Below are 22,257 nucleotides of genomic sequence, written 5' to 3'. Positions count from 1 at the left end.
CGCTCTACTCCATGCAATCTGACGTGACCTACGTCCTCGCCTCGGGCGAAAATAATTACACCGACTCGCTGGTGTCCTTCGCATGGATTATGGCGGTGGCGCTGCTGGCGCCGTTGGTGTCCCATGCGCTTGGCAAGAAGATGCCGGCCGTGGCGCTGCTTATTTTCTTCGGCATGCTCATCGGCCCGTCGATGTTGGGCCTGGCCCACGAGGACCCCGGCATCGGGATGCTCAAGGAGCTTGGCGTTGGTGCGCTTTTCCTGCTTGCAGGTTTCGAAATTGACCTCGCCGCCCTGAAATCGAAGGAAGCCGCCACAGGGTTATCCACGTGGCTCCTCTGCGTGGTGGCGTGTGGCGTCGGCGCCTATTTCCTCATGGACGACATCCCCGGCGCCATCGTCATGGCCATCGCTTTGACCTCCACCGCCCTGGGCACCATCACGCCGATGCTCAAACAGGACAAGCTCCTGGGCACGCGAGTAGGCGATTCCGTGGTTATCCACGGCGCAATCGGTGAGGTCGCGCCCATTACCGCGATGGCACTCCTGCTGGGAACACGCTCCACGTGGACAACGATGCTGATTCTTCTCGCCTTCATCGGCATTGCCGTGGCCGTCGCCGTCATGCCCTTCGCCATTACTACCCTCATGCCGTGGTTCAAGGACGCTTTCATCTCCGGGGCGGGCTCCACCAATCAGACCATCATGCGCCTCATCATCCTGATGCTGGCCATCCTCATGGCGGTGACGGCGGTATTCGAACTCGACATTGTCCTAGGCGCCTTCGCGACGGGCATCATCCTCAACCGCATCATTCCCGATGAGTTCCATAAGGGCTTGGAGAACCGCCTCGACGTCGTTTTTTATTCCATGCTCATCCCCGTCTTCTTCGTGGTCTCTGGCATGGCGATTGACTGGAAAGTCATCGTGGACGAACCCCTCAAGGTCCTCGGCATTCCGCTGCTCATCTTGGTCACCCGCGGCCTGCCGGTGTTCCTGCGCGAGAACATCCACCAGACCGGCTCCGACGTCGAAACCACCCGCGAGCGCATCCAGGTGGCCCTTTACGCGGCGACCGGCCTGCCCATCATCGTGGCGGTGATGACGCTTGCGGTGGGTTCGGGCATCGTCGATAGTGAAATGGCCTCCATCTTCATCGCCGGCGGCGCACTCACCGTTGCAATCTTCCCGTTCCTCTCCAGCCTCGTGCGCGGAAAAGAGCCCGCCAAGGCGGAAGAATAGGGCTGCTAGAATATAGGGCGTGACTAATCCCTTCAGCATGCGGCTTTCCGACGCCGAACGGACCGACGCCGTCAACGACCTCGCCCAGGCCTTGGGTGAAGGCCGCCTGACCATGGATGAGTTTGAGGACCGCACCGACGCCGTCATGCGCGCCACTACCCGCCGCGAGCTGGCAGAAGTCTTCATGGATATCCCCACCAAGGCCAGCAGCGAGCTGAAGATTTACTCCCAGGGCGACGTCGCGCGCGCCTACCAGTCAACCCGGAAACCCCGCTTGGCCACCGCATTGGTTGGCTCCCTCGGGCTACTGTTCGGAGCGATCGCATCCTTCGCCACCCTGTCCGGGGCCACCGCCGCACTCACCGGCACCGGCCTGCTTTTCCTCATCCCCGCGTTGTGGATCATGCTGTACGTGGCCAAGGTGGGCCCCGAGTCCTGGCACCAGCCCTCCGCGCGGCAGATTGAGCGCCAGCGCATGCGCGAGCTCAAGGCCGCCGGCGCTGAAGAACGCGCACAGATGCGGGCGTTGGAGCAGGCGCAGTGGGCGGAGAGGCGTCGCCAAGCAAGTGAAATTACCGGGGATGCGATGAATCTTGCCAAACGCAAGCTGAAAGAGTGGAACCAGAAGTAACATATCCGGCATGACTCACAACCGGATTTTTGATCAATCCACCAAACTACAGGGCGTTGCCTACGATATTCGCGGCGAGGTTTCCACGGAAGCCGAGCGCATGGAGCTCGACGGGCACAGCATTCTGAAGCTCAACACCGGCAACCCGGCGGTGTTTGGTTTCGATGCGCCGGATGTCATCATGCGCGACATGATTGCGGCGCTGCCGACCTCGCAGGGCTACTCCACGTCGAAGGGTATTATCCCGGCGCGGCGCGCGATTGTGACCCGCTATGAGCTGGAGGATTTCCCCAGCTTCGACGTCAATGACGTGTACTTGGGCAACGGCGTCTCCGAGCTGATTTCGATGGTGACACAGGCGCTGCTTGACGACGGCGACGAGGTTCTCATCCCCGCCCCTGACTACCCCCTGTGGACGGCGGCGACGTCGCTGGCGGGTGGCACGCCGGTGCACTATTTGTGCGATGAGGAGGATGATTGGAATCCGTCCATTGAAGATATTCGCGCGAAAGTAACGGAGAAGACCAAGGCCATTGTGGTCATTAATCCGAATAACCCGACGGGTGCCGTGTACTCGCGTGAGACCCTGCAGAAAATCGTGGATGTGGCGCGCGAGTATAACCTGCTGATTCTGGCGGATGAGATTTATGACCGCATTCTGTATGACGGTGCGAAGCACATTTCGATTGCCTCGCTGGCGCCGGATTTGCTGACGATTACGTTTAACGGCTTGTCGAAGGCCTACCGCGTGGCCGGCTACCGTGCCGGTTGGATGGTGCTGACAGGCCCGAAGTCCCATGCGCGTGGTTTCATCGAGGGCTTGGATTTGTTGGCGGGCACGCGCCTGTGCCCGAATGTGCCGGCGCAGCACGCGATTCAGGTCGCGCTGGGCGGAAGACAGTCCATTTATGAACTCACCGGTGAGGGCGGGCGCTTGCTCAAACAGCGCAACATTGCCTACGAGAAGCTCAACGAGATTCCCGGCGTGTCCGTGGTGAAACCGATGGGCGCGCTGTACTGCTTCCCGCGCTTGGACCCAGAGGTCTATGAGATTCACGATGACTCGAAGCTCATGCTCGACATCCTGCGCGCCGAGAAAATCCTCATGGTGCAAGGCACCGGCTTTAACTGGCCCACGCCGGATCATTTCCGCGTGGTCACGCTGCCGTGGGCCTCGCAGCTGGAGAACGCGATTGAGCGACTCGGCAACTTCCTGGTGAGCTACCGCCAGTAGCACAGCCGATACCTGAACTTCGCGCGATAGGGCCCACGGCGCAAAGAAAGCACAACACAAACGTGCATGCAGAATCCCTCACCGGCCGGTGTTATCAGTCCGGCGGGGCGGGGCTTCCCGGCTCGGAACGTGTGGATGTCCGTGATTCGGCCGGCTTTGCGGTCTGGGCGCGACGGCTTGTGCTAGGGCTCGCAACGGTGCTTACTGTTTCTTGACGGTTTTCGCGGATGCGCTGGGCGCGCGGCGCGCGGTGCGGATGCGCCGGTTCCCGCGGATCGCGGGGCCCAGCCGGCACCCATTTAATTTTGCCGTCTTCGCGCACGATGCGGCCCCGACCCGGCAAGCCATTGATGGCGTTGTGGTACTTGCACAGCGGGGTGAGGTTTTCGGGGTTCGTTTCGCCGCCTTTTCGCCATTCTGTGATGTGGTGTATCTGAGAGTAATCGGCGCCGCACAGGCACCGGTCCCAGGCACAGGTAGGTTGCTCACCGCTGGCCATGATGCGCTGCTTTTCCGAGGCAACGCGCTGGGTGCGGTGGAGTTCCACGGGGCCTTTGACGCGGTCGACAAGCATGACGAGGCCTTCTTCGGCGAGCTCCCGCTCGATGAGCTCTTGGCCGGTGATTTTCGCGCCGTTGGAGAGCTGAATCACGATATCCCCGAGGTCCGGCGCCGCGGGGTCGCTGATGTCGTGCCCGAATGTCTCATCGCTGGCAGGCTCGTCAGAAGCACTAGACGCGGCGGCGGACTTGGTGGGAGGCATGGCACCCGTGGAGTCGGGGCGCAGGGTAGATGTGGTGGCGGGCTGGGTAGGAGGCGTGCCGTCAGCAGCGGGCGCGGCGGAGTCGGGGCGCGGGGTGGACGGGTCGCCCAAGCGGCCCAAGATTGTGGCGTACTCGGGAAGCTCCATGACGGCGAGGGTCTGGGCCACGGGGCGGGCGAGGCGCCCCTCGCGGAACGCGGCGGTGAAGGAACCTACCGGATCGTCCTCATCGAAGTTAGGGCGCAAGTCCTCGATGAGCGCGGCCGGGGCTGTGAGCGTGAGCTTGGACAGCTCCTTACCCCGGCGAATTGTCACGCCCGGCTTCGGCGTGGTCGGCGGGCTGAGCTCGCGAATGCGCTTGCGCGCATAGCGGGCCACGGCCTTCTCATCGCCAGTGATTCCGCACAGCTCAATGCGCAGATCCCACGCCTGGCGCTGTTTCTTCAGCCTTCCCGCGAAGCGTTCAATGAGAAGCAACGTGGGAAGGTCGTGCCCATTGGCACGGGCGGCCGCAACCGCACGCGCCTGTTTGCGGGTGAAGGCGGTGGAGGCAAAGTAGACGTCGAAAAGCGCCAGCAAAGAACGCGCCACAGACTCCGGACCCCACGCCCGCAGCTGCTCGAAGCTGAACCCCGCAACGCCGGCGACGAGCTCGATGCCCGCCGCCTGGCTGCGAAGATGCGCTTCCACAAGGTTCATGCCAGCAACGCTAAACGCCCCACCCGCACCGCACAACGGCGCCGCCGCCAGCCTGTGGATAACTTGTTGATCGCGTCAGCAATACTTTTCTTTATTATGAAACTCATTCACAATAGTAGGCATGACTAATCTCAGCCCGTGGCGCACGGGGCTCCTAGGATTTCTTGCCATCACGGCCCTCGCAACCCTCGCGGGACTATTCATCCTCCGCCCCACCAGCGCGCTCACTGAGCACACCAGCCCGGACTTTTCCACGACCTACGCCCTCAATCATCCACAGGTCGAAGGCACCGTGGAGACCATGGATAACCACCTGTGCTCCGATCCCCACACGGGCCGCGCCTTCGATGAGGCCCCGCTCATCCCCGCCGAGGGCGACGACACCTCCTGCACCCGCGCCCTCATTGACCTAAGCTCCGGCGCTGACGCAGGCCGCAAGACGCAGCTCGTATTCTATGGCGTGGCCAGTGACCCGACCCTCCACCCCGGTGACGAGGTAATTCTGACAGTTTCCAGCGACGGCACCTATGCCTTCGCCGATTTCCAGCGCGCCGGCAACCTTGGCTTGTGGGCGATTATCGCCGCCGTCATCATCATCGCCTTCGCCGCCTGGCATGGGCTGCGCGCGCTGCTGGGCCTCGGCATCAGTTTGGCCATCGTGTTCTTCTACCTCATCCCCTCCCTCATCGAGGGCCATTCCGCGCTGCCGCTGGCGCTCGTTACCTGCGCGGCCATCCTTTTCCTCGCCGTTCCTCTCGTGCACGGCGTGAACTGGAAATCCGCCTCCGCCCTGGGAGGAGCATTGGTGGCGCTGGCGTTGTCGGGGGCGTTGGGGTGGGCGTCGATAAGCAGCACGGCACTGACGGGTTCCAGCTCGGAGGATAACCTCAAGCTGCTGCTCTACATGCCGGGGGTTTCCGTCGTGGGAGTGCTGCTGTGTGGGTTCATTGTGGGCGCATTAGGCAGCCTCAACGATATCGCGGTGGCGCAGGCCTCCACCGTGCGCGAGCTCAACGCCGCCGACCCCACAGCCGGGCCCGGCACGCTCTTTACCTCAGCCATGAAGGTGGGCCGCGACCATATCGCATCCATGGTGTACACCATCGTGCTGACCTATACCGGCGCGGCCCTGCCCCTGCTCATGCTCATCACGGCGGCACAGCGCCCAGCCCTGCAGATCCTCTCCAGCGACCTCGTCGCCACGGAGGTTCTGCGTTCCCTGCTGGGTGCGATGGCCTTGACACTCGCGGTGCCGCTGACCACCGTGATTGCGGCGTTTACTGTGCCGGAAGGACGCGACCAAGCGCTTCGACGTTCCAGCCCGCAGCGCGCCAAGCATCGACGTTGAGCACGTTGCGGCCGTCGATGATGTGGCGGCGGGCCACGAGCTCACCGGCTTCCGCCGGGTCGAGGTCGCGGAATTCCTGCCACTCGGTGGCGAGGATGACCAGCTCGGTGTCCTTGAGTGCCGCGCTTGCCGACGCCGCGTAGTTCAACGTCGGGAACACCTTCTTGGCGTTCTCCATACCTTGCGGGTCATAGACCGTCACGGCGGCACCGGCCAGGGAGAGCGAACCGGCCACGGACAGCGCCGGCGAATCGCGGACGTCATCGGAGTTGGGCTTAAAAGCGCAGCCCAGCACGGTGACGCGGTGGCCGAGGAGGGAGCCGTCGAAAGCCTGCTTGGCCAGGTCCACGACGCGGTCGCGGCGGCGCATGTTGATGGCGTCGACCTCGCGCAGGAAGGTCAGGGCTTGGTCGGCGCCGAGTTCACCGGCTCGCGCCATGAACGCACGGATGTCCTTGGGCAGGCAGCCGCCGCCGAAACCGAGGCCCGCGCCGAGGAACTTGCGGCCGATGCGCTCGTCGTAGCCGATGGCGTCGGCAAGCTTGACGACGTCCGCCCCTGCAATCTCGCAGATTTCCGACACCGCGTTGATGAAGGAGATCTTGGTGGCCAGGAAAGCGTTGGCGGAGACCTTGACCAGCTCGGCGGTCTGCAGATCAGTCACGATGAACGGGGTGTTCTGCGCCAGGGGCTGGGCATAGACCTCGCGGGCGGCTTCTTCGGCGTTACTTACACCGTCGGCGAGCCCTGCCTCGCCAACGCCGAGGACGATGCGGTCCGGGGTGATGGTGTCCTTGACGGCATAGCCCTCGCGGAGGAACTCCGGGTTCCACGCAATCTCCACGCTGGTGCCCTCCGGGGCGAGTTCATTGGCCATCTCCTGCAGCCGCGCCGCGGTGCCTACCGGGACGGTGGACTTACCGAAGATGATGTGTTCGCCCTTGAGGCGCGGCACGAGCTCCGTGATGACGGACTCCACGTAGGTGAGATCCGCGGCATAGGAGCCGTGGGCCTGCGGGGTGCCGACGCCGAGGAAGTGCACGTTGGCGAACTCCGCGGCGTCATCATAGCTGGTGGAAAAATCTAGACGGCCGGCCTCGATGTTGCGCTCGAGAACCTCCGGCAGGCCGGGCTCATAGAACGGCACGCGGCCGCCTTTCAGAGCTTCAATTTTCTTTTCATCAACATCTACGCCGAGTACCTCGTGGCCGAGCTCCGCCATACAGGCGGCGTGTGTCGCACCTAGGTAGCCGGTACCAATAACAGTCATACGCATAACCGGCTATTTTAGGCGCTACGGCACCGGCTTGCTCGACGAGGTGCAGAATGTTTAGCGGAAGTTCAGATAGGACTTCGACGGTGTTGGCCCGCGCTGGCCTTGGTACTTCGAGCCCAGAGCGCCGGAGCCGTACGGCGCCTCCGCCGGCGAGGACATCTTAAAGATTGCCAACTGGCCCACCTTCATCCCCGGCCACAGTGAAATGGGCAGGTTCGCGGTGTTAGACAGCTCGAGCGTGATGTGCCCGGAGAAGCCCGGATCGATGAAGCCCGCCGTGGAGTGCGTCAGCAGACCCAGGCGCCCCAGGGAAGACTTGCCCTCCAAGCGGCCTGCGAGGTTGGCCGGCAAAGTGAACTTCTCCAGCGTGGCACCCAGCACAAACTCACCTGGGTGCAGCACAAAGGCATCACCCTCAGCCACCTCCACCTCGCTGGTGAGGTCCGGCATCTCCTGCTTGGGGTCGATATGCGTGTAGCGCGAGTTATTAAACACGCGGAAGAATTTGTCCAAGCGCACATCGATGGAGGAAGGCTGGACCATCTCGGCGTCGAAAGGCTCGATGCTCAAACGCTCTGGAGCATCAGCGGCGATGGCGGCACGGATATCACGATCAGAAAGAAGCACGGCTCATAGTCTACCTCCCCACTGGGCCTTTTATGGCCTCGGGCGGCGGCGGTGCTAAGCTTTACGACGATGCACAATCTGCATTGCGCCGACGTAGTTTAATGGTAGAACTGCAGCTTCCCAAGCTGCTGGCGCGGGTTCGATTCCCGTCGTCGGCTCCACTTATCTTTCCAGCTCATGGACTAATTTCATACCTGCAGGATGGACCATGACAGCCCCTATCTTCACGCCGAAAACCACAGCGGAGCTTCGCTCTGAGCGTGAGCATATACTTCAAGATCTTGCGCCCCGCACAATCGATGAACTCCGCGAACTTCGTGCGATAGATCAAATCCTAACTATCGATGAGGCCATTCTGAATCAGTATGAAGCTCTGTGTTTCGTTATCGGCGACTAGGAACAGATATGGTTTCTCTCAGGACTGCACCTTCCCTAGTCTGAGCTTCTAAAAATCTCTTCAAGCGCCCCACGTCAACTCAAGGGTGCGCGGCAACAGACTCCACACAGGCAGGACACAATGGGCAAGCAGGAACCAGCGGAAAACACCGACGCAGCCAAGAAAAAAGGCACCAACCACAACGCCATCATCGCGTTGATCCTGATTCTCGTCGGCCTTGGCGTCCTGCTCTACCCCGTCGTAGCCACGCAATGGAATAACTACAACCAGTCCCGCGCCGCGGAAGAGTACGCAAAGCTCGAAAAACAAGCCCCGCCTGAGGTTCTGCACACCGCGTGGGAGGAAGCACAAGCCTACAACGCCGGGTTGGGCCAAATCAGCATTGGCGACGCGTGGACCACCACCGATAACGAAGACTCCCCCGAGTACCAGCGCTACCGCCAGTACCTGTCGGTATTGTCTGAGACCGATGCCATGGGTCGTATCGTCATCCCCTCTATCGATTCCGATCTGCCCATTTATCACGGCACTTCAGAAAAGGCGCTCTCCCGCGGCGCTGGCCACCTCTACGGCACGGACCTACCCGTCGGCGGAATAGGCGACGGCGAGGGCCGACACGCAGCACTCTCTGCCCACACAGGTCTACAGAACGCCACGCTGTGGGACAATCTCACCAAGGTCAAGAAGGGTGATGCTTTCTACATCGCCGCCGGCGGCGAGAAGCTCAAGTACGAGGTGCACGATATTCGGGTCGTCGAGCCAGCAGACACCAGCTCGCTCCACCGCGTACCGGGCCAAGACATCGTTACGCTCATTACTTGTACCCCCTACGGGGTTAACACCCACCGCTTGCTCGTCACAGGCCACCGAGTGCCGATGGATCCGGAAGACGAGGCCGCATTCAACAGCTCGGGTGTTCACTGGCAGTGGTGGATGTGGGCCATCCTGGCTGCCGCTGCCATCATCGTGCTTCTGCTCATCTACTGGTGGCGCAAATATGTCAGCAACGCCAAGGACGCCGCGCTTGACGACGACCCGCAAGACTCCTAACCGCCAATGAACATGCAATAAGGCCCGCCCTTCCCTGGAAGAGCGGGCCTTTTCTAAAAGTAGCCGCAAGCGGTGGTTCTATACCCAGCGGCGTCGCAAAGCGAGGCACCCTGCCGCGACAATAGCGGCACCAGCGAGAGCCCACAGGCCTACGCCCTCACCACCGGTCTTGGGCAGTGCACCCTTGGTGATGTCGGCGACCTGAAGGATGCCGACCTTCTTTACGCAATTGGCAGCAGTGTCGGACTCAGCGCACCTATTACTGGTGATCGCTGTGCCTCCGGAGAGAACCTTGATGACTGCATTGCCATTCTGATCCCACTCCGTCGAGAACTTGATCGGCGCGGGCAGCAGGTTATAGCCGTCCGGCGCCTTGGTCTCGATGAGGTAGTACACGCCAGGGGCATCCAAGCCTTCGAGCTTGACGCGGCCTGTGGTGGTGGTCGTGGACTGCTTCACTACGGGGTTAGCATCAGTATTGACGGTGCCATCCGCGTTGAGCTTCAAGTTGCCGTCAGCGTCACCACGGTGGACGGTGAACTGCGCGCCGTCGAGCAACTCGTCGGTTTGAATCTTGTCCGGCGCGGCTGGATCATAGCTAACCTTTTCAAGCAGGACATCCATCTGCTTGGTCTCCAGCGGGATACAAGAGGTGTCTTTCCAACCGCCCATCTCTGCCTCGTTCATGAGGCCAAAGTTGGGTTCATGTAGGCCATCCTTGGTGTAGCAGCGGGAGTTACCGGCAGGCTGACTCGGGTACCCGGCAGGGACGGATGTGCTATTCAATTTGGTTCGATCCAGCTTGAAGCGCACCGTCACCTCGTAGACGTGCTGCCCGGAGCTTCCATTGACGCCCTTGGGCTTAATGATCTTTGGAGTGTCGTTCTTGTTGAGTTCATACGGACCGGCCCCCTGGTACGACTGCGGCTGGCTGGTCTTGTTGAACTCGTCCTTGAAGACCACAGTGGCCCCAGTAACCGTGGCGGCACCAACGAACTTCGGGGTATCCGTCAGCTTTCCGTAGATCACCTCATTGGTGTCGAAGCCGGGAGCATCCGGGGCGGCTACTACGACGTTGTACTTCGCGGTATATTCATTCGCCGCACCAGGAACAGGTTGCGGTGCACTGTCGACAGCAACCTTGCTGAAGCAGGCTTCAGTAGCAACGTTGTCGCTACCGGCCTCACCATCAGTGGCTTGGAAAGCCACTTTGTTCGGGCTACACACCGTCTTGAGGTTGCCGTATTTATCCGTTCGCACCGGCGCAGAGACGACATACTCTACCTTCGCGTGTCCTGGAAGTGTACCAACATAGCCCTTCATGTATCGGGACTCACCGTCCGCTCCGGACGGGACAGTCATGCCTGCATAGATACCGGTTCCCGGCGCAATCTGGTCAGGACCTGGCTTATGACCGTTGACCTCGGTAGATCCTTCTCCAAATCCCTCAAATTTCGCAGTAGGGCCCGTGGCATTCACACCATAGTGTGTATCCGTTGGCAGGTACTCCCAGAATGTGCCACCCGAACTGGTGTTATCCGTGGTGTTTTCCACGGAGATGGTCCAGAATGTCCGTACCTCGCCGTTCACCACCTTGGTCTCTGAGCGTTGCTTCTTCACCGCAATGTTTGATCGTAGTCTCGACGGTGGCGGCAAGAGGTCGGAAGCGGCATCCGTGTTGAAGGAGGCCGGCAAGTTATCCATGATGTTGACCAGCTCGAACTTCGGACTTCCGGAATCTGGATTGGTGATCTTTAGCTCGAAGCCCAGCTGGTTTGCGTCTTTACTGCCTGAGCCAAATCCGAGGTTACCGTTGGAATAGGTCCATGCCTTGCCCCAAGAAGCCGAGGGATTAGAAATCGTGCGCCCATCCAACGTTTTGAGCTTTTTAGTGAGATCCCAAGTCTGGATTGCGCCAGTCTGTGTATCAATTCGCTCAAGGATGAGACTATTGTCCGCCTTTGCCTTACTTTGGAAGCCCCACATGTACTTCTGGGCTTGGGGGAGCACGGCCCAGTCTTCAGCGAAGGACTCCGCGCTGCGCAAAGTGCGATCAGCAGTTAGCTTGTCAGGATCAATCTTGTAGAGATGGCGAGTACCGGACGTCGAAGCGTTGCCTACGAAGAACCCCTCACTGGTATAAACTCCCGCGTTAAGGAAGTCTCGGTCGCCTTCGCTCTCGAATGGCGTGCCACTGCTTCCTGGTGCGAGAATCGGACCAAGATTATGCACCTCACCCGTGGCGGGATTGATCTGAAGAAGGTTTCCGGCAGGGTAACACGGATCACCGTTCAGGCCACGCTTCTGGCTCACGGCATAGAGCCAATTATCATTTGAATTGAATGCCAGCGCATTGTATACCCACGGTGACTTTTCCCCCACCGGGCGGAAATCTCGGCCGTGATTTACTTGCCGGCTTAGGACAGAAGTATCTCGGCGAAGATCCTTTGGTTCACTGGTTACGACATAGACTGGGCTACCGTCGGTATACTCCTCGTCAGTCAGATCACGCCTTGGTTGCCTAGCTACTTTTTTTGTGTCCTCTTTACACTGTTCCGGCTCTGGCACGGTAAAAGAGGCTGTAAACACCGTAGTATCCGGTCCACGATGAACACCCTTGAACTGGATCTGTGCGTTACCGCCGATAGTGATCTGTGGGAGGGTGACTTGATATTCCTTAGCGCTGATTTTCTTGTAGGTTGCCTTGGCCTCGTACCAGCCGCCATTAGCACCGGTGTAATAGACCGTAAGATCGTCAGGGCTCGTCGAAAGGTAGCTGTTGACATTGGACTTTAGAGTAACCACCGTGCCATTCGGAATGGTCATTCTGCCTGTTGGAAGCTCAGCAGATGGGATCTTGAAGTTCGGAATATAACGGGTTCCCTTGAGCACATATCCATCGTTCTGCATGGTGATTGTGCGGGTACCTGCCGCGAAGGTAGTAATGCTCGGTGCTGTCATCAGGCGTGCTGGGGCCGCGTCAACGTCAGAAACTTCCAATGGCTCGCCGTCGTCCGTGGGCGCTTCCGAAACTTCGCTGTCTTCATCTGCTGAAGCACTAGCGTTTTCCTCGGCTACGCCACGCACATCAACGGACACTCCGCTCAGTTCGGATTCCTCTGCGACCGCCGGGGTCTCCAATGAAAAAGCTGCGCCTGCAGGTACATCGGCGTTGAGTCCGGTGACACGGAAAGTTGCTGCATTACTCGTCGTGTCTACAACGAGGTTGTCGCCTTCGCGAACGGGAATCTCCTCACCGTCGATTGTCAGCGTGTATGCCGCGCCTTCGAATTCAAGCTGCGGAACTGTGGCACTGAACTCCAGCTCCTCCACCGTTCCGCCATCGACGAAGTGACCTTCAAATGTAGCGGTGTCGCCAGCGGGAATGCTCAGCTGGTCTGCGGAATCAAGCTCGGCACGCAACGCCGTGGTTTGTGCCTCAGCGACAGCGCCAACGATACCTGGAAGAGCAGCCGGCGCAGCGACGCTGAAAACTAGGGCCAGCGCCGCAACAAACGCCCCGACAACGCGCCAGCGGTACAATACCGGCTCAATCGGATGAGAATCTGTCCAGGACATTAGCGTCCCTCGCTTTCTGAATTCTTCCTACGGCTAAAGGCAATCATCACGAAACCAGTGGCGATCAACACCATCGCTGCGGCAACCACACCGAGTACCTGCGCACCGGTCATCGCCAATGAGCCACTGTTCCCCGACGGAGCTGCCGGAGTGGAGGTCTTACCTGCACCTGGAGTACTCGACGGTGTTGTCTCGGGTTGGTGTGGCGGATTCCCAGGCTTAGTCGGTGGATAGTTTGGAGTTGTTTGCGGCGTGTTCGGATGCGACGGCGGAGTAGTCGGCGTCGTGGGCGGCGTTGGTGTTTCACCCGGTTTGTGAGTCTTGGCCACAATTACTCCTGGCACTGGTTTCGGATTGTCCGCCACAGTGTGGAATGGAACCGCTACCACAAATGGGTTGATCTCCCGGTAGGAGTTATCTGGCGCCGACGACGTCACTACGTAGAAGCCATCCGCTAGACCGTCAAAGGTCACTTCTCCATTGGCATCGGTGACCTGGTCCACGTGCACGTCGGTACGCCATTCACGAACCTCGGCCAGACCCGCGTCTTGCACGCGTGCTACATCGTCAGCGTTGTTTGGATCTAGGCCGGCGAGCCGGGCCAGATGTATCGTGACTCCCTGAATCTTTCCCGAAGGTGCCTGCCCATCGTCGTCGGGATTGCCCTGCGTAAGCCGAACAGTCACCGTATCCGTATCTACGGTGCGTTCCGCACCAGTAGTCTGTTGCCCGGCAACCTGCACCGCTTCCGCAGCAACCATGCCCGGCCCCGCGAACGCGATTGCACACGCTACTCCGACGGCAAACATTCGGGCCGACCATGTATTTGTCAACCTCTTCATCGCCTTACTCCCGCACGCTACTTTTCTCATTAATAACTTCATGTGCTCCGGCCGCCTTCTGCCGTCGCAGCCACCACACCAGCCAGCAACCAATGACAATCACCGCAGCCAACAGTGCGTACATCCACCATTGCCAACCCGGGCCGTGGGAGCCTTCAAATACCGACTCCTCCCCCGGCTCCATAGGAACCTGATGGCCACGTACCAACAAGCGATGTGTGTTGATCCCGTACGGGGTGCAGGTAATCAGCGTGACGTAATCCTGATCGGCGACTGGCCGTAGACCATCAACTTCACTCGGCAGAACCACTTGAATGCTGTCGACGACGTACTTCAATTTGTGGCCAGCAACCTGGATGTAGAACACGTCTCCCTCGGTGGCAGAGTCGAGGTGATCAAACATCGTCGAATTTGCCAGACCCGTATGCCCCGTAATGACGGAGTGGGTTCCTGATCCGCCTACCGGCAAATCAGAACCATATAAATGTCCCAGTCCACGCTGCAGTGTCTTATCCGCGGTGCCGTGAAACACCGGTAAATCAACGTCCACCGCTGGGAACACGAGTCGAGCCATCGCTTCGTTCTCGCCCAACTGCTTCAGATAAGCCTCATAGTCGGGATTGTCTACCCCGATACGGTTCAGCCACGGATCCAGAATCGGACCCGACGTATGCTCCTCGTTGTATGCATGCGCAGCATCCCAAACCGAATCCTGAACCTGCGCCGGTGTCTCTTTATCCAGTCGCGCATATTCCTGCGCCACCCTTGAGGCATTCCAATTGTTCCATGCGGTCGAGACCACTGGGTACAGCATCACCAACAACCCGACGACAACGACTACCGCCGGAAGAACTAAGCCTCCACGGCGCCTGTGCCGCCGGCTCGAATCTTGGTCTAACACCGAAGTCAACGACCCGCACCACCCAAATCAATGTCCCACGCGCAAACACCGCGCGACCGGGATAACAACGAGAGAGAAAGAAGGGGACTGCAATCTAAGTCCCCTAACTGGGTCGAGCACCCTACTTTGGTTACCCGACCCCCAGTGCAGACCATCATGGATGGTCTGCACCACCGGAACTATGCCCGGCTATTAGTTGCGCGCGGTACGACGAGCGAACCAAGCACCAGCAGCAACAATCGCTGCGCCAATAGCAGCCAGGATGCCCACACCGGCGCCACCGGTCATCGGCAGGTTCGGGGTGTCCTGCTTAATGTTGTCGATCTCGGACACGAGGGTAATCTTGTCGTCACCGTTCAGTTCACCAGTCTTCGCGATGTTGTCGCGAGTGAAGTCAATCTCAGTAACGTTTTTCTCCGGCAGCGCATAGCCGGCCGGAGCCTTAGTCTCCTTCAGACAGAACTTCTTCACGTCAGTGACCTGTGCGTTGTCCGCGAAATCGGTGACATGCAAGCCATCGATAGTGATGGTGCCGTCCTCACCGGTGGTCCACTTGTTCGCACCGTTTACCGTCAGCGGGTTCTCGAGCTTATCCTGCGCGGAGGCACATCGGTAGAGCTCGAACTCCGCACCTTGCAGGACCTTGCCGGCTTCCTTGCCATCCTTCTTCACAACCTTGAGCTTGCCGTGATAGGTCACGACCTCGTTGGTCTTGTTTTTGACCTCATTGCCCGTGTTCGGGTTGTTGAAGATGACGTCAGCCTGGTTCTTCAGCTCAGTGGTGGCACCGACTTCTTTGCGCTTGACGTCGAAAGTCAGGGACAACTTGTCACCGGAGTTGACCTTAGCCAGGCCCTGCTCGGTGAGGGTTACGACAAGCTTGTTGCCGTTGGCCTTCGGGTCATTGACCTTGTAGTCACCCGCAGTGAGAACCGTATCGCCAGCCTTAACTTCAGTGACCTCCTGGAAATCAAGGCGCTGATCCAGCTGATCCTCGAAGCGGAAGGCAGTCAGGCTCTTGCCTTCACCCCAAGTCGGAGCATCCGCGTTGATGGTGTAGGTGTACGCGTCCTGGATGTTCTGATCTGCATCCTTGACAGTCTTCTTGGTCGTGGTTTTCGTGTTCTTCGGGTACGCGATGACGTCGTAGTTCCAGGCATCCGATGCCTCGTTAACCATCGGCACCGACACGATGAACGGAGCACCGGCAACGATGCCGGCCGGAGCGTTAGTTTCCTCTACCAAGTAGATACCCAAAGGCAGATCAGTGAAAGCTGCCTTGCCATCAGTGTCGGTGGTTTCTTCCTTGGTTTCCGCAGTCTTCTTGTCGTCCTTGACGTCAGCAGCCGACTTCGGGAACGCCGCCCAATCATCCTTCTGCAAGTCGTAATCGAGCTTGGTGATCTTGTAGGTCACACCAGGCAGAACCTCACCCGGAACGCCCGCCATTTCCTTACCAGTGGCCCGACTCTTGGTCTCGGCACCCTTCTTCTTGAAGAGGGTGATCGAACCCTTCTTAGTGAAATCGATGTTTGCTTTGTTCACGGCCCCCTGCTCAGCGCCAGGGTTCTCCTGGGCCAGTGCACCCGGAGCGGAAACACCCAAAGCGAGTCCGGCGATAGCAGCGAAGGCAACTGAACGAGCGGTACGAGAGATCTTGTTCACGGAAACTGGTCCTTTACACGAGTTCTGAAATGAGACACCGCGCCTCATTGGCTGTGTGCAATCCATTCCCCACGGTTCACGCACCATGACCTGACCCGTTGCTAAGATTCTTTCGCCTGCCGAGAGTAGTTTTCAGGTGGAAACGTCTACGCAGGCCCCAACCTTAACTAACGATAGCCTGTGGATTACATAACTAGATTCTATCCCAGCGTGTTGGGCAAAGTCCCCAACTAAAGCTCCTCCCCCGCAAATCCGGCTAAACTTCTCAAGAATCCGCACGGTCCACCCAAACGTGAAGACTCCTTCTGCAGTTCAACTAATGTTTTCGAGACGTCATCTAGCTTCGTGTGAAACTGAACACATTGCCCCTTTAAGGGGGTAAGCCTGCTCGATTTTACACCCGTTACATAGAATGCAAGCTTCACGCAGGAGAGTAGCTTCCCAGAGAGCACCTTCCAACGACGACGAAACGAACCATATATGCTGCCAATACCACCAGGTAGAACATCCCCTTTGATGCCCCATAAAAGGAAGCGTCACCAAGAGCGCTCAAGGTACCCTGAACTCATTTAGATTCTCAGCCTTCAACAGCCCACGTACCAAAGAGTTAATAGCGTTAAGATTCCTGACAAGAGCTCTCTACGTACTCTGAGCCTCGTCGACAGCACGAAGAAGCGCCGCATAGGCACCGCCGCACGCAAGCAGCTCAGCGTGGGTGCCGCGCTCGGCCACGCGGCCGGCGTCGAGGACGACGATCTGGTCGGCATCGCGGATGGTGGACAGGCGGTGCGCGATGACCAGGCGGGTGGCGTCCGCACCAAGCACTGCTTCCTGGATAGCGCGCTCCGTTTCGTTGTCGAGGGCCGAGGTGGCCTCATCGAGGATGAGCACCTGGGGTTGGCGCAGCAGCGTACGCGCCAGCGAGAGGCGCTGCTGCTCACCACCGGAGAAGCGGTAGCCACGCGAGCCCACCACTGTGTCCAGGCCTTCCGGCAGCGCGGCGATGACCTCGTCCACGCGCGCGGCGTTAAGCGCCGCCCACATCTGTTCCTCGCTGGCATCGGGCTGCGCAAAGAGGAGGTTCTCCCGCACTGTGCCGTGGATGAGGTAGGTCTCCTGGGAAACCACGCCGATGACCGCCGCGCGCTGCGCCGGCGGAATATCGCGCAGGTCTACCCCGCCCAGGTGCACGGTGCCTTCGGTGGGGTCGGCTAAGCGCGCCAACAGTGCGGCGACAGTGGACTTGCCGGAACCGGTATGCCCCACAAGGGCCGTGGTGGTGTGGGCGGGGATGGAAAGGGAGACGTCGCTCAGCGCGTCGGTGTCGGTGCCGGGGTAGCGGTAGGAGACGTGGTGGAGGGTGAGGGAGGCGTCGGCAAGCTGGGCGGGCCGGGTGGCCTCGGTGAGATCGGGTTCTAGGTCCAGGTACTCGAAGATGCGGCTGAACAGCGCCATCGACGCCACCCACTGCGCGCCCACGTTGAGCAGTCCGGTAATGGGGCGGAAAATCTGGGTCTGCAGGGTGGAAAAGGCAATGAGCGTGCCAATCGTAATACCCGGACGCAGGCCGGCCACCAGGTAAATGAGCGCCGGCATGACTCCGAAAATGATTTGGGTCAGTGCCATGCGCCAACGCCCGGCCAGCTGTGATTCGAGCTCGAGGCGGATGAGGGAGCGGGAGGTCTTCTCAAACGCGCCATAGACCCGCTCCTGCGCGCCCAGCGTGGCCGCCAGGCGCATGCCGGAAACGGAGAGATTCTCCGAAATGGTCTGCTGCAGCGTCGCCTGCGCGCGGCTGTTTTTCTCCATGAGGCTGCGGCGCAGAACGGCGGCGCGGCGGGTGAGCCACACGGCGGGAGGCAAGACAATGAGAGACAACAATGACAGGGTTGGCGAGAGCGCCACCATCGCCACCAACGTCGCCACAGTCATGGTGAGATTGCTGGCCACGGAGGTCGCCGTGGTGGTCACCATGCCGCGCATCGCCGCGATGTCATTGGTCAGGCGGGACTGAATCTCACCGCCTGGGTTATTGGTAAAGAACTGCAGGGATTGGCGCTGCAGGTTGGCAAAGACCTGCGTGCGCAGCTCATGCATGATGGTGTGCCCCACCCGCGCCGACAGGAAGGACTGAATAACGCCGATGGCCTGGGAGACCACGGTGATGGCCAGCATGCCGCCGACGAGCCACAGCAGCAGCGCGGTGTCGTGTTTAGGAATGGCCTCATCCACGGTGCGGCGTACGAGGAAAGGCTGCACCACCGTCAGCCCAGACGTCGCCATGATGAGCGCCACCACCAGCAGCAGCGTGCCGCGGTGCGCGCCGAACAGGCCAGCCACCCGGCGGAAGGCAACCGGATGCCGGGCCAGCTGGTCGACGTCCGCCGGGTCCTTCACCGCGGTGTGCATCGGCCGGGTCATGGCTTAACCGCAGGTAACGATGGGCTGCGGGTCATAGACCGTGGTGGTGGTCTCCCGGGAGATTTCCTTGCCGGAGAGGTCCTTGATCACGCGGGTATCCGAGGTGGTGAAGCCCGGCGTGCCAGACGACGGCGAGCAGTCCTCGCTCACCGACTTGCGCTGCGGCTCGGTCTTGGCCCAGCGGCCGTTGTTGATGGACTCGACCTCAACCGTCTTCACGCCCTTGAAGCGCACGGTGATCTCGTCACCAAAGCTGGTTTCGATGCGCACCGGGTGGTTGGAGGTGTTCTTAAACTGCAGGTCAATTGCGCCTTCGTACACGGTGGCCTCGCGGCCAGCCGGGTAGCGCGAAATGTAATAGGAGTGCGGGGTGTGTGCCACGTCCTCCATGCCGGCGAAGTAGGCCGCGTTGTACAAGGTGGTGGCGAACTGAGAGATGCCGCCGCCCACGGCCTTGCCCGCGTGGCCGTCGATGATGATGCCGGATTCCACATAGCCCTGCGCGGTACCGCGCGGGCCGGTGTAGCCGTTGAGGGAGAAGGTCTCACCCGGGTTGACCACGGCACCGTTGACCTCCTGGGCCACCAGGCGGATATTGGTGCCGGAGGCCCCGGAGAAACCGCCGGTGGAGAACTCGGACACGGTCTCATCGAAGGTGGCTTTCTCCGCCATCTCCGTGGTGAAGTCCGCGGGGTCCGGCTTATAATCGGCGTCCCACTCGCGGTCATCCTCGCTGCTCACACGGTCCTCGAAGCCCTCGAAGGTCTTCTCCCAGTCGATGATGGAGCCATCCACCGAGGGCGTGATCTGCTTGTCATTTCCGCTGAAGGAAATCTTGGCGTTGGTGCCGGGCACCTCGGAGCCTTGCATGCGCTCTTGGAAGAGCTCGCGTGCGCGGTCTTTATCCACCTTGAGACGCAGCTCGCCGTCTTCGGCAGCGATGGAGACAAATTGGGAAATCTCCGGCTTGCGCAGGGTGCCGGCGGTGTTGTTCTCGCCCTTCAGGGTCAGCGGGTTATCCAGCGCGCGGGCGGCATCCCCGGTGCGCATGGCTTCAATCGCTTCATCATTAATCTGCGGCTCCACCACCATTGGCTCAACCTCGACGCCCTCGGGGTCGAGCCAGTGCTTGACCACACCCTCGTGCAGCTCCCCCTCTTCGACTGCCTGGCCGAGCTTGGGTTTGGTCTCCTTGAGGGAGCCGTCGATAAGCTCCAGGTTTCCGTCCTCCGGTTCGACCTTCAGATCGTTGCCAACGCGCTCGAGCTCTCCGGAGAGCTGCGTTTCATCAACGTCGACGGCGACAGGGATTTCCTGGGTGGGCTTGATGAAGCTGTACAAGCGCGAGAAGGGGTTCAGGGAGGCGTCGGGAATGCCATCGACGGCCTTCTGATAGTTCAGGCTCAGGCCGGAATCTTGGGGGATAAGCTGCGAGCTTTTCTCCCCGGCGCGGATATCCACGGGCTGGGCCGCGACGTCCCCGAGTTCCTGCTCCAGCTTCTCCACCGCAGCGGTGCGCTCCATGCGGGAGATGTCCACGCCGCCGACCGACGTCGCGCGCGGAACCTTGTGCTGGTTGGCCATGACGTCCCACGCGTAGGCGATGCCGGCGATGAGTAGGAGGCCGACGAGCACACCAAGGGTCACATGGAGCCCCTTGCGTCGCTGCTGCCTATGTCCGATTGCCTTTTTCACGTGTACGAGATTAACGGCTGCCAGCTGGTTTTTACTAGTCGCCCTCGTGCTGGGCCACGACTTCGGCGGCCGCGTCGATGACCGCGTTGATGTCATCGTCGGTGGACCACAGCGGCATATCGGCACCTGCGGCAAGGGCTGCGGCCACGGCCTCCGGCACGCTGAAATTCTCCGAGATGGAAGCCATACCTCCCAGGTCATCGGTGTAAATCGTGCCCTCGAAGCCCAGCTCCTCGCGGGCTAACTGGTAGGCCCGCGGGTTGAGGGAGGCGGGCTCATCGCCGAGGCCTGGTACCACGAGGTGCCCCATCATGAGGGCCGCATCCGGCGCTTGCGGGATTGCCGTGTGGAAAGGCACGAACTCGTGACCAGAGAGCTCCTCCAGCGGCGGGGTAACGGCCTCACCCAAGTGCGTGTCCCCGGAGGCGCGCCCGTGGCCGGGGAAATGCTTGAACACGGCCTTCACACCGGCAGCCTGCAGCCCGCGGGCAAAGGCCGCGCCATACTCACCGGCGGCCGCCGGGTCGGTGGAGAAGGCGCGGTCGCCGACGACCTCTAGGCCTCCCCCGTCCACGTCGAGCACCGGGGCGAAGTCCACCGTCACGCCGTGGGCGCGCAGGCTGTGCCCGATCTCCGTAGCCAGGGCCTCGACCTCTTCTGGGCTATGCCCCTCCGCCATGGCCTGCGGGGAGGGATAGTCGCCCAAGATGTCGGAGAAGCGCTGCACGCGCCCACCCTCGAAGTCGATGGAGACCTCGAAGTCGCGGCCTATTTCCTCGCGCAAAGCGTTTACTCCCCGCGGGCCATCGCTGAGCAATTCCGGGTCGGCCCAGCTGGGGATAAAGAGCCCGCCCACGCCGGCTTCCAGCTTCGCGCGGGCATCGTCATAGTTCAGCGCCGGCGGCATGAGTTTGGCGGCGGCGCGGGCGCGGACGTCCTCGGGCGCAGCATCCTGCGGTGTCGAGTCCCCCGACGCGGCGCTAGTGGGCGGGGCACTGGTTTCGCTGGGCGGGGCGTCGGAAAGCGCAGGCTCCTCGCTACACGCGCTCAGCGCACAGCTAGCACTCAACAGGAGGGCAGGCATTGCTTTTCTCATGCCCACCAGTGTGCCTGAAGCACCCGCACGGGCAACACCTGGTTGTTAGGATGGCCACATGAATAACGGAGAGACCATGCTCATTGCCTATGACGGCTCCGACCGCGCCGACCGCGCCCTCGAGTACGCCGCGCGGCTCCTGCGCCCCACCGACGTCGAAATCCTCACCGCCTGGGAGCCGTCCGCGCGCCAGGCTGCCCGCGCCGTCAGCCGCACCGGGCTGCACCAATCCACGGTCTCGCCGGACAGCGTGGAGGACGATCCGGCCTACGAGGAGGCCCTCGCCATCTGCCGCCAGGGCATCGCCAAGGCGGAGACCTTGGGGCTGCGGGGCCATGCCCACCTGGTGGAATCCGTAACGACGATTCAGAGCGCGATTGTCGACGCCGCCCAAGAACTCAACATCGACGTCATCGTCACCGGTACTCGCGCCCTCACCGGCTTCCGCTCGCTGTGGACGAATTCCACGGCGGAGTACATCGTGCGCAACGCCGGTCTGCCGGTCTTCATCGTGCCGCCGGAGAACGACGATGAGGACGACGCGGAAGAAAGCGACTCCTAAAGGCAGCTTTTAGCTGCTAGAATCTGGCGCCATGGCATTCGACAGCGATTCCCTCAACAAGCGCACCCTGGGCCCGGCCCTGGGCAGCGCGGTCGTCGGCGTGGCGCTGGGAGTCGTAACCATCCTGGGCATTGCCCAATTCTCGCAGGCAGATGCCGTACCGAACGATAACTCCGTCAAGGCCTCCGACGCCGTGATGGGCGGGCCGGAGTACGGCTCCCGCGAGTAGC

17 protein-coding genes and 1 tRNA gene are annotated in these 22,257 nt (G+C 60.8%); 8 read left to right on the top strand and 10 right to left on the bottom strand.

Annotation, left to right across the window (positions count from 1 at the left end):
• Positions 1–11: 11 nt before the first annotated feature.
• Genes HMPREF2565_RS08605 through HMPREF2565_RS08595 form a run of 3 tightly spaced genes read left to right on the top strand, consistent with a single transcriptional unit; the run spans position 12 to position 3,106 of the window.
• Complete coding sequence (locus HMPREF2565_RS08605; RefSeq protein WP_070517702.1) at positions 12–1,241, top strand: cation:proton antiporter; 1,230 nt, start codon at positions 12–14, stop codon at positions 1,239–1,241.
• Positions 1,242–1,260: 19 nt separating this feature from the next.
• The gene (locus tag HMPREF2565_RS08600; RefSeq protein WP_371441009.1) at positions 1,261–1,872 is read left to right on the top strand and encodes a DUF1707 SHOCT-like domain-containing protein; all 612 of its coding nucleotides are present in this window, start codon (positions 1,261–1,263) and stop codon (positions 1,870–1,872) included.
• A 10-nt stretch (positions 1,873–1,882) separates the two neighbouring features.
• Complete coding sequence (locus HMPREF2565_RS08595) at positions 1,883–3,106, top strand: pyridoxal phosphate-dependent aminotransferase (RefSeq protein ID WP_010188626.1); 1,224 nt, start codon at positions 1,883–1,885, stop codon at positions 3,104–3,106.
• A 94-nt stretch (positions 3,107–3,200) separates the two neighbouring features.
• Here HMPREF2565_RS08595 and HMPREF2565_RS08590 read toward each other — a convergent pair whose 3' ends face one another.
• A complete protein-coding gene (locus HMPREF2565_RS08590; RefSeq protein ID WP_071407156.1) occupies positions 3,201–4,568 on the bottom strand; it encodes an HNH endonuclease signature motif containing protein in 1,368 nt (455 codons plus the stop codon).
• Between the two features lie 121 nt (positions 4,569–4,689).
• On the opposite strand from HMPREF2565_RS08590, the gene HMPREF2565_RS08585 reads away from it, so the two are divergent.
• Positions 4,690–5,916, top strand: coding sequence for a YibE/F family protein (locus HMPREF2565_RS08585; RefSeq protein WP_071407155.1), 1,227 nt, complete (start codon positions 4,690–4,692; stop codon positions 5,914–5,916).
• On the opposite strand, the gene HMPREF2565_RS08580 is transcribed toward HMPREF2565_RS08585, so the two are convergent.
• On the bottom strand, positions 5,846–7,192 hold the full coding sequence (locus HMPREF2565_RS08580) for a UDP-glucose dehydrogenase family protein (protein ID WP_071407154.1): 1,347 nt from the start codon (positions 7,190–7,192) through the stop codon (positions 5,846–5,848). The genes HMPREF2565_RS08585 and HMPREF2565_RS08580 overlap by 71 nt on opposite strands.
• Positions 7,193–7,246: 54 nt before the next feature.
• Complete coding sequence (gene dcd / locus HMPREF2565_RS08575; RefSeq protein WP_046645898.1) at positions 7,247–7,819, bottom strand: dCTP deaminase; 573 nt, start codon at positions 7,817–7,819, stop codon at positions 7,247–7,249.
• Positions 7,820–7,906: 87 nt separating this feature from the next.
• On the opposite strand from dcd, the gene HMPREF2565_RS08570 reads away from it, so the two are divergent.
• Positions 7,907–7,980 (top strand) — tRNA-Gly (locus HMPREF2565_RS08570).
• 356 nt (positions 7,981–8,336) lie between these two features.
• On the top strand, positions 8,337–9,266 hold the full coding sequence (locus HMPREF2565_RS08560) for a class C sortase (protein ID WP_071407153.1): 930 nt from the start codon (positions 8,337–8,339) through the stop codon (positions 9,264–9,266).
• 78 nt (positions 9,267–9,344) lie between these two features.
• Here the strand turns inward: HMPREF2565_RS08560 and HMPREF2565_RS08555 are convergent, their stop codons facing one another.
• The 7 genes from HMPREF2565_RS08555 to HMPREF2565_RS08525 all read right to left on the bottom strand — a co-directional run bounded on the left by HMPREF2565_RS08555 (position 9,345) and on the right by HMPREF2565_RS08525 (position 21,465).
• The gene (locus HMPREF2565_RS08555) at positions 9,345–12,845 is read right to left on the bottom strand and encodes a prealbumin-like fold domain-containing protein (protein WP_071407152.1); all 3,501 of its coding nucleotides are present in this window, start codon (positions 12,843–12,845) and stop codon (positions 9,345–9,347) included.
• The gene (locus HMPREF2565_RS08550; RefSeq protein ID WP_071407151.1) at positions 12,845–13,687 is read right to left on the bottom strand and encodes an isopeptide-forming domain-containing protein; all 843 of its coding nucleotides are present in this window, start codon (positions 13,685–13,687) and stop codon (positions 12,845–12,847) included. The genes HMPREF2565_RS08555 and HMPREF2565_RS08550 overlap by 1 nt, the downstream gene beginning before the upstream one ends.
• Positions 13,688–13,691: 4 nt before the next feature.
• Entirely contained in the window at positions 13,692–14,597 is a 906-nt protein-coding gene (locus tag HMPREF2565_RS08545; protein WP_371441008.1) for a class C sortase, read from the bottom strand.
• Positions 14,598–14,780: 183 nt separating this feature from the next.
• Positions 14,781–16,253, bottom strand: a complete 1,473-nt coding sequence (locus HMPREF2565_RS08540; RefSeq protein ID WP_071407149.1) for a SpaH/EbpB family LPXTG-anchored major pilin — start codon at positions 16,251–16,253, stop codon at positions 14,781–14,783.
• Between the two features lie 639 nt (positions 16,254–16,892).
• Positions 16,893–18,674, bottom strand: coding sequence for an ABC transporter ATP-binding protein (locus HMPREF2565_RS08535; protein WP_071407148.1), 1,782 nt, complete (start codon positions 18,672–18,674; stop codon positions 16,893–16,895).
• A gap of 3 nt (positions 18,675–18,677) precedes the next feature.
• Positions 18,678–20,369 carry a VanW family protein gene (locus HMPREF2565_RS08530; protein ID WP_210385894.1) on the bottom strand — a complete coding sequence of 564 codons (1,692 nt, stop codon included), beginning with the start codon at positions 20,367–20,369 and terminating at the stop codon, positions 18,678–18,680.
• Between the two features lie 34 nt (positions 20,370–20,403).
• Positions 20,404–21,465, bottom strand: a complete 1,062-nt coding sequence (locus tag HMPREF2565_RS08525; RefSeq protein ID WP_071407146.1) for a glycoside hydrolase family 3 N-terminal domain-containing protein — start codon at positions 21,463–21,465, stop codon at positions 20,404–20,406.
• Positions 21,466–21,523: 58 nt separating this feature from the next.
• Here HMPREF2565_RS08525 and HMPREF2565_RS08520 point away from each other — a divergent pair, with 58 nt between their 5' ends.
• The gene (locus HMPREF2565_RS08520) at positions 21,524–22,027 is read left to right on the top strand and encodes a universal stress protein (protein ID WP_070510956.1); all 504 of its coding nucleotides are present in this window, start codon (positions 21,524–21,526) and stop codon (positions 22,025–22,027) included.
• A gap of 31 nt (positions 22,028–22,058) precedes the next feature.
• Positions 22,059–22,256: a DUF2613 domain-containing protein gene (locus HMPREF2565_RS08515; RefSeq protein WP_010188604.1), complete on the top strand. Its 198-nt coding sequence runs from the start codon at positions 22,059–22,061 to the stop codon at positions 22,254–22,256.
• Position 22,257: the final 1 nt, after the last annotated feature.

Source organism: Corynebacterium sp. HMSC072A04, from assembly GCF_001809235.1.
Taxonomy (GTDB): Bacteria; Actinomycetota; Actinomycetes; order Mycobacteriales; family Mycobacteriaceae; genus Corynebacterium; species Corynebacterium hiratae.
The sequence above is the reverse complement of the archived record's forward strand: the minus strand, read 5'-3'. Positions and strand labels throughout refer to the sequence as shown.

Coding starts and splice junctions, on each gene's coding strand:
- HMPREF2565_RS08560 (WP_071407153.1), top strand. CDS start 8,337: ATGGGCAAGCAGGAACCAGCGGAAAACACCGACGCAGCCAAGAAAAAA.
- HMPREF2565_RS08585 (WP_071407155.1), top strand. CDS start 4,690: ATGACTAATCTCAGCCCGTGGCGCACGGGGCTCCTAGGATTTCTTGCC.
- HMPREF2565_RS08535 (WP_071407148.1), bottom strand. CDS start 18,674: ATGACCCGGCCGATGCACACCGCGGTGAAGGACCCGGCGGACGTCGAC.
- HMPREF2565_RS08555 (WP_071407152.1), bottom strand. CDS start 12,845: ATGTCCTGGACAGATTCTCATCCGATTGAGCCGGTATTGTACCGCTGG.
- HMPREF2565_RS08595 (WP_010188626.1), top strand. CDS start 1,883: ATGACTCACAACCGGATTTTTGATCAATCCACCAAACTACAGGGCGTT.
- HMPREF2565_RS08520 (WP_070510956.1), top strand. CDS start 21,524: ATGAATAACGGAGAGACCATGCTCATTGCCTATGACGGCTCCGACCGC.
- HMPREF2565_RS08590 (WP_071407156.1), bottom strand. CDS start 4,568: ATGAACCTTGTGGAAGCGCATCTTCGCAGCCAGGCGGCGGGCATCGAG.
- HMPREF2565_RS08580 (WP_071407154.1), bottom strand. CDS start 7,192: ATGCGTATGACTGTTATTGGTACCGGCTACCTAGGTGCGACACACGCC.
- HMPREF2565_RS08550 (WP_071407151.1), bottom strand. CDS start 13,687: ATGAAGAGGTTGACAAATACATGGTCGGCCCGAATGTTTGCCGTCGGA.
- HMPREF2565_RS08525 (WP_071407146.1), bottom strand. CDS start 21,465: ATGAGAAAAGCAATGCCTGCCCTCCTGTTGAGTGCTAGCTGTGCGCTG.
- HMPREF2565_RS08515 (WP_010188604.1), top strand. CDS start 22,059: ATGGCATTCGACAGCGATTCCCTCAACAAGCGCACCCTGGGCCCGGCC.
- HMPREF2565_RS08605 (WP_070517702.1), top strand. CDS start 12: ATGCAATCTGACGTGACCTACGTCCTCGCCTCGGGCGAAAATAATTAC.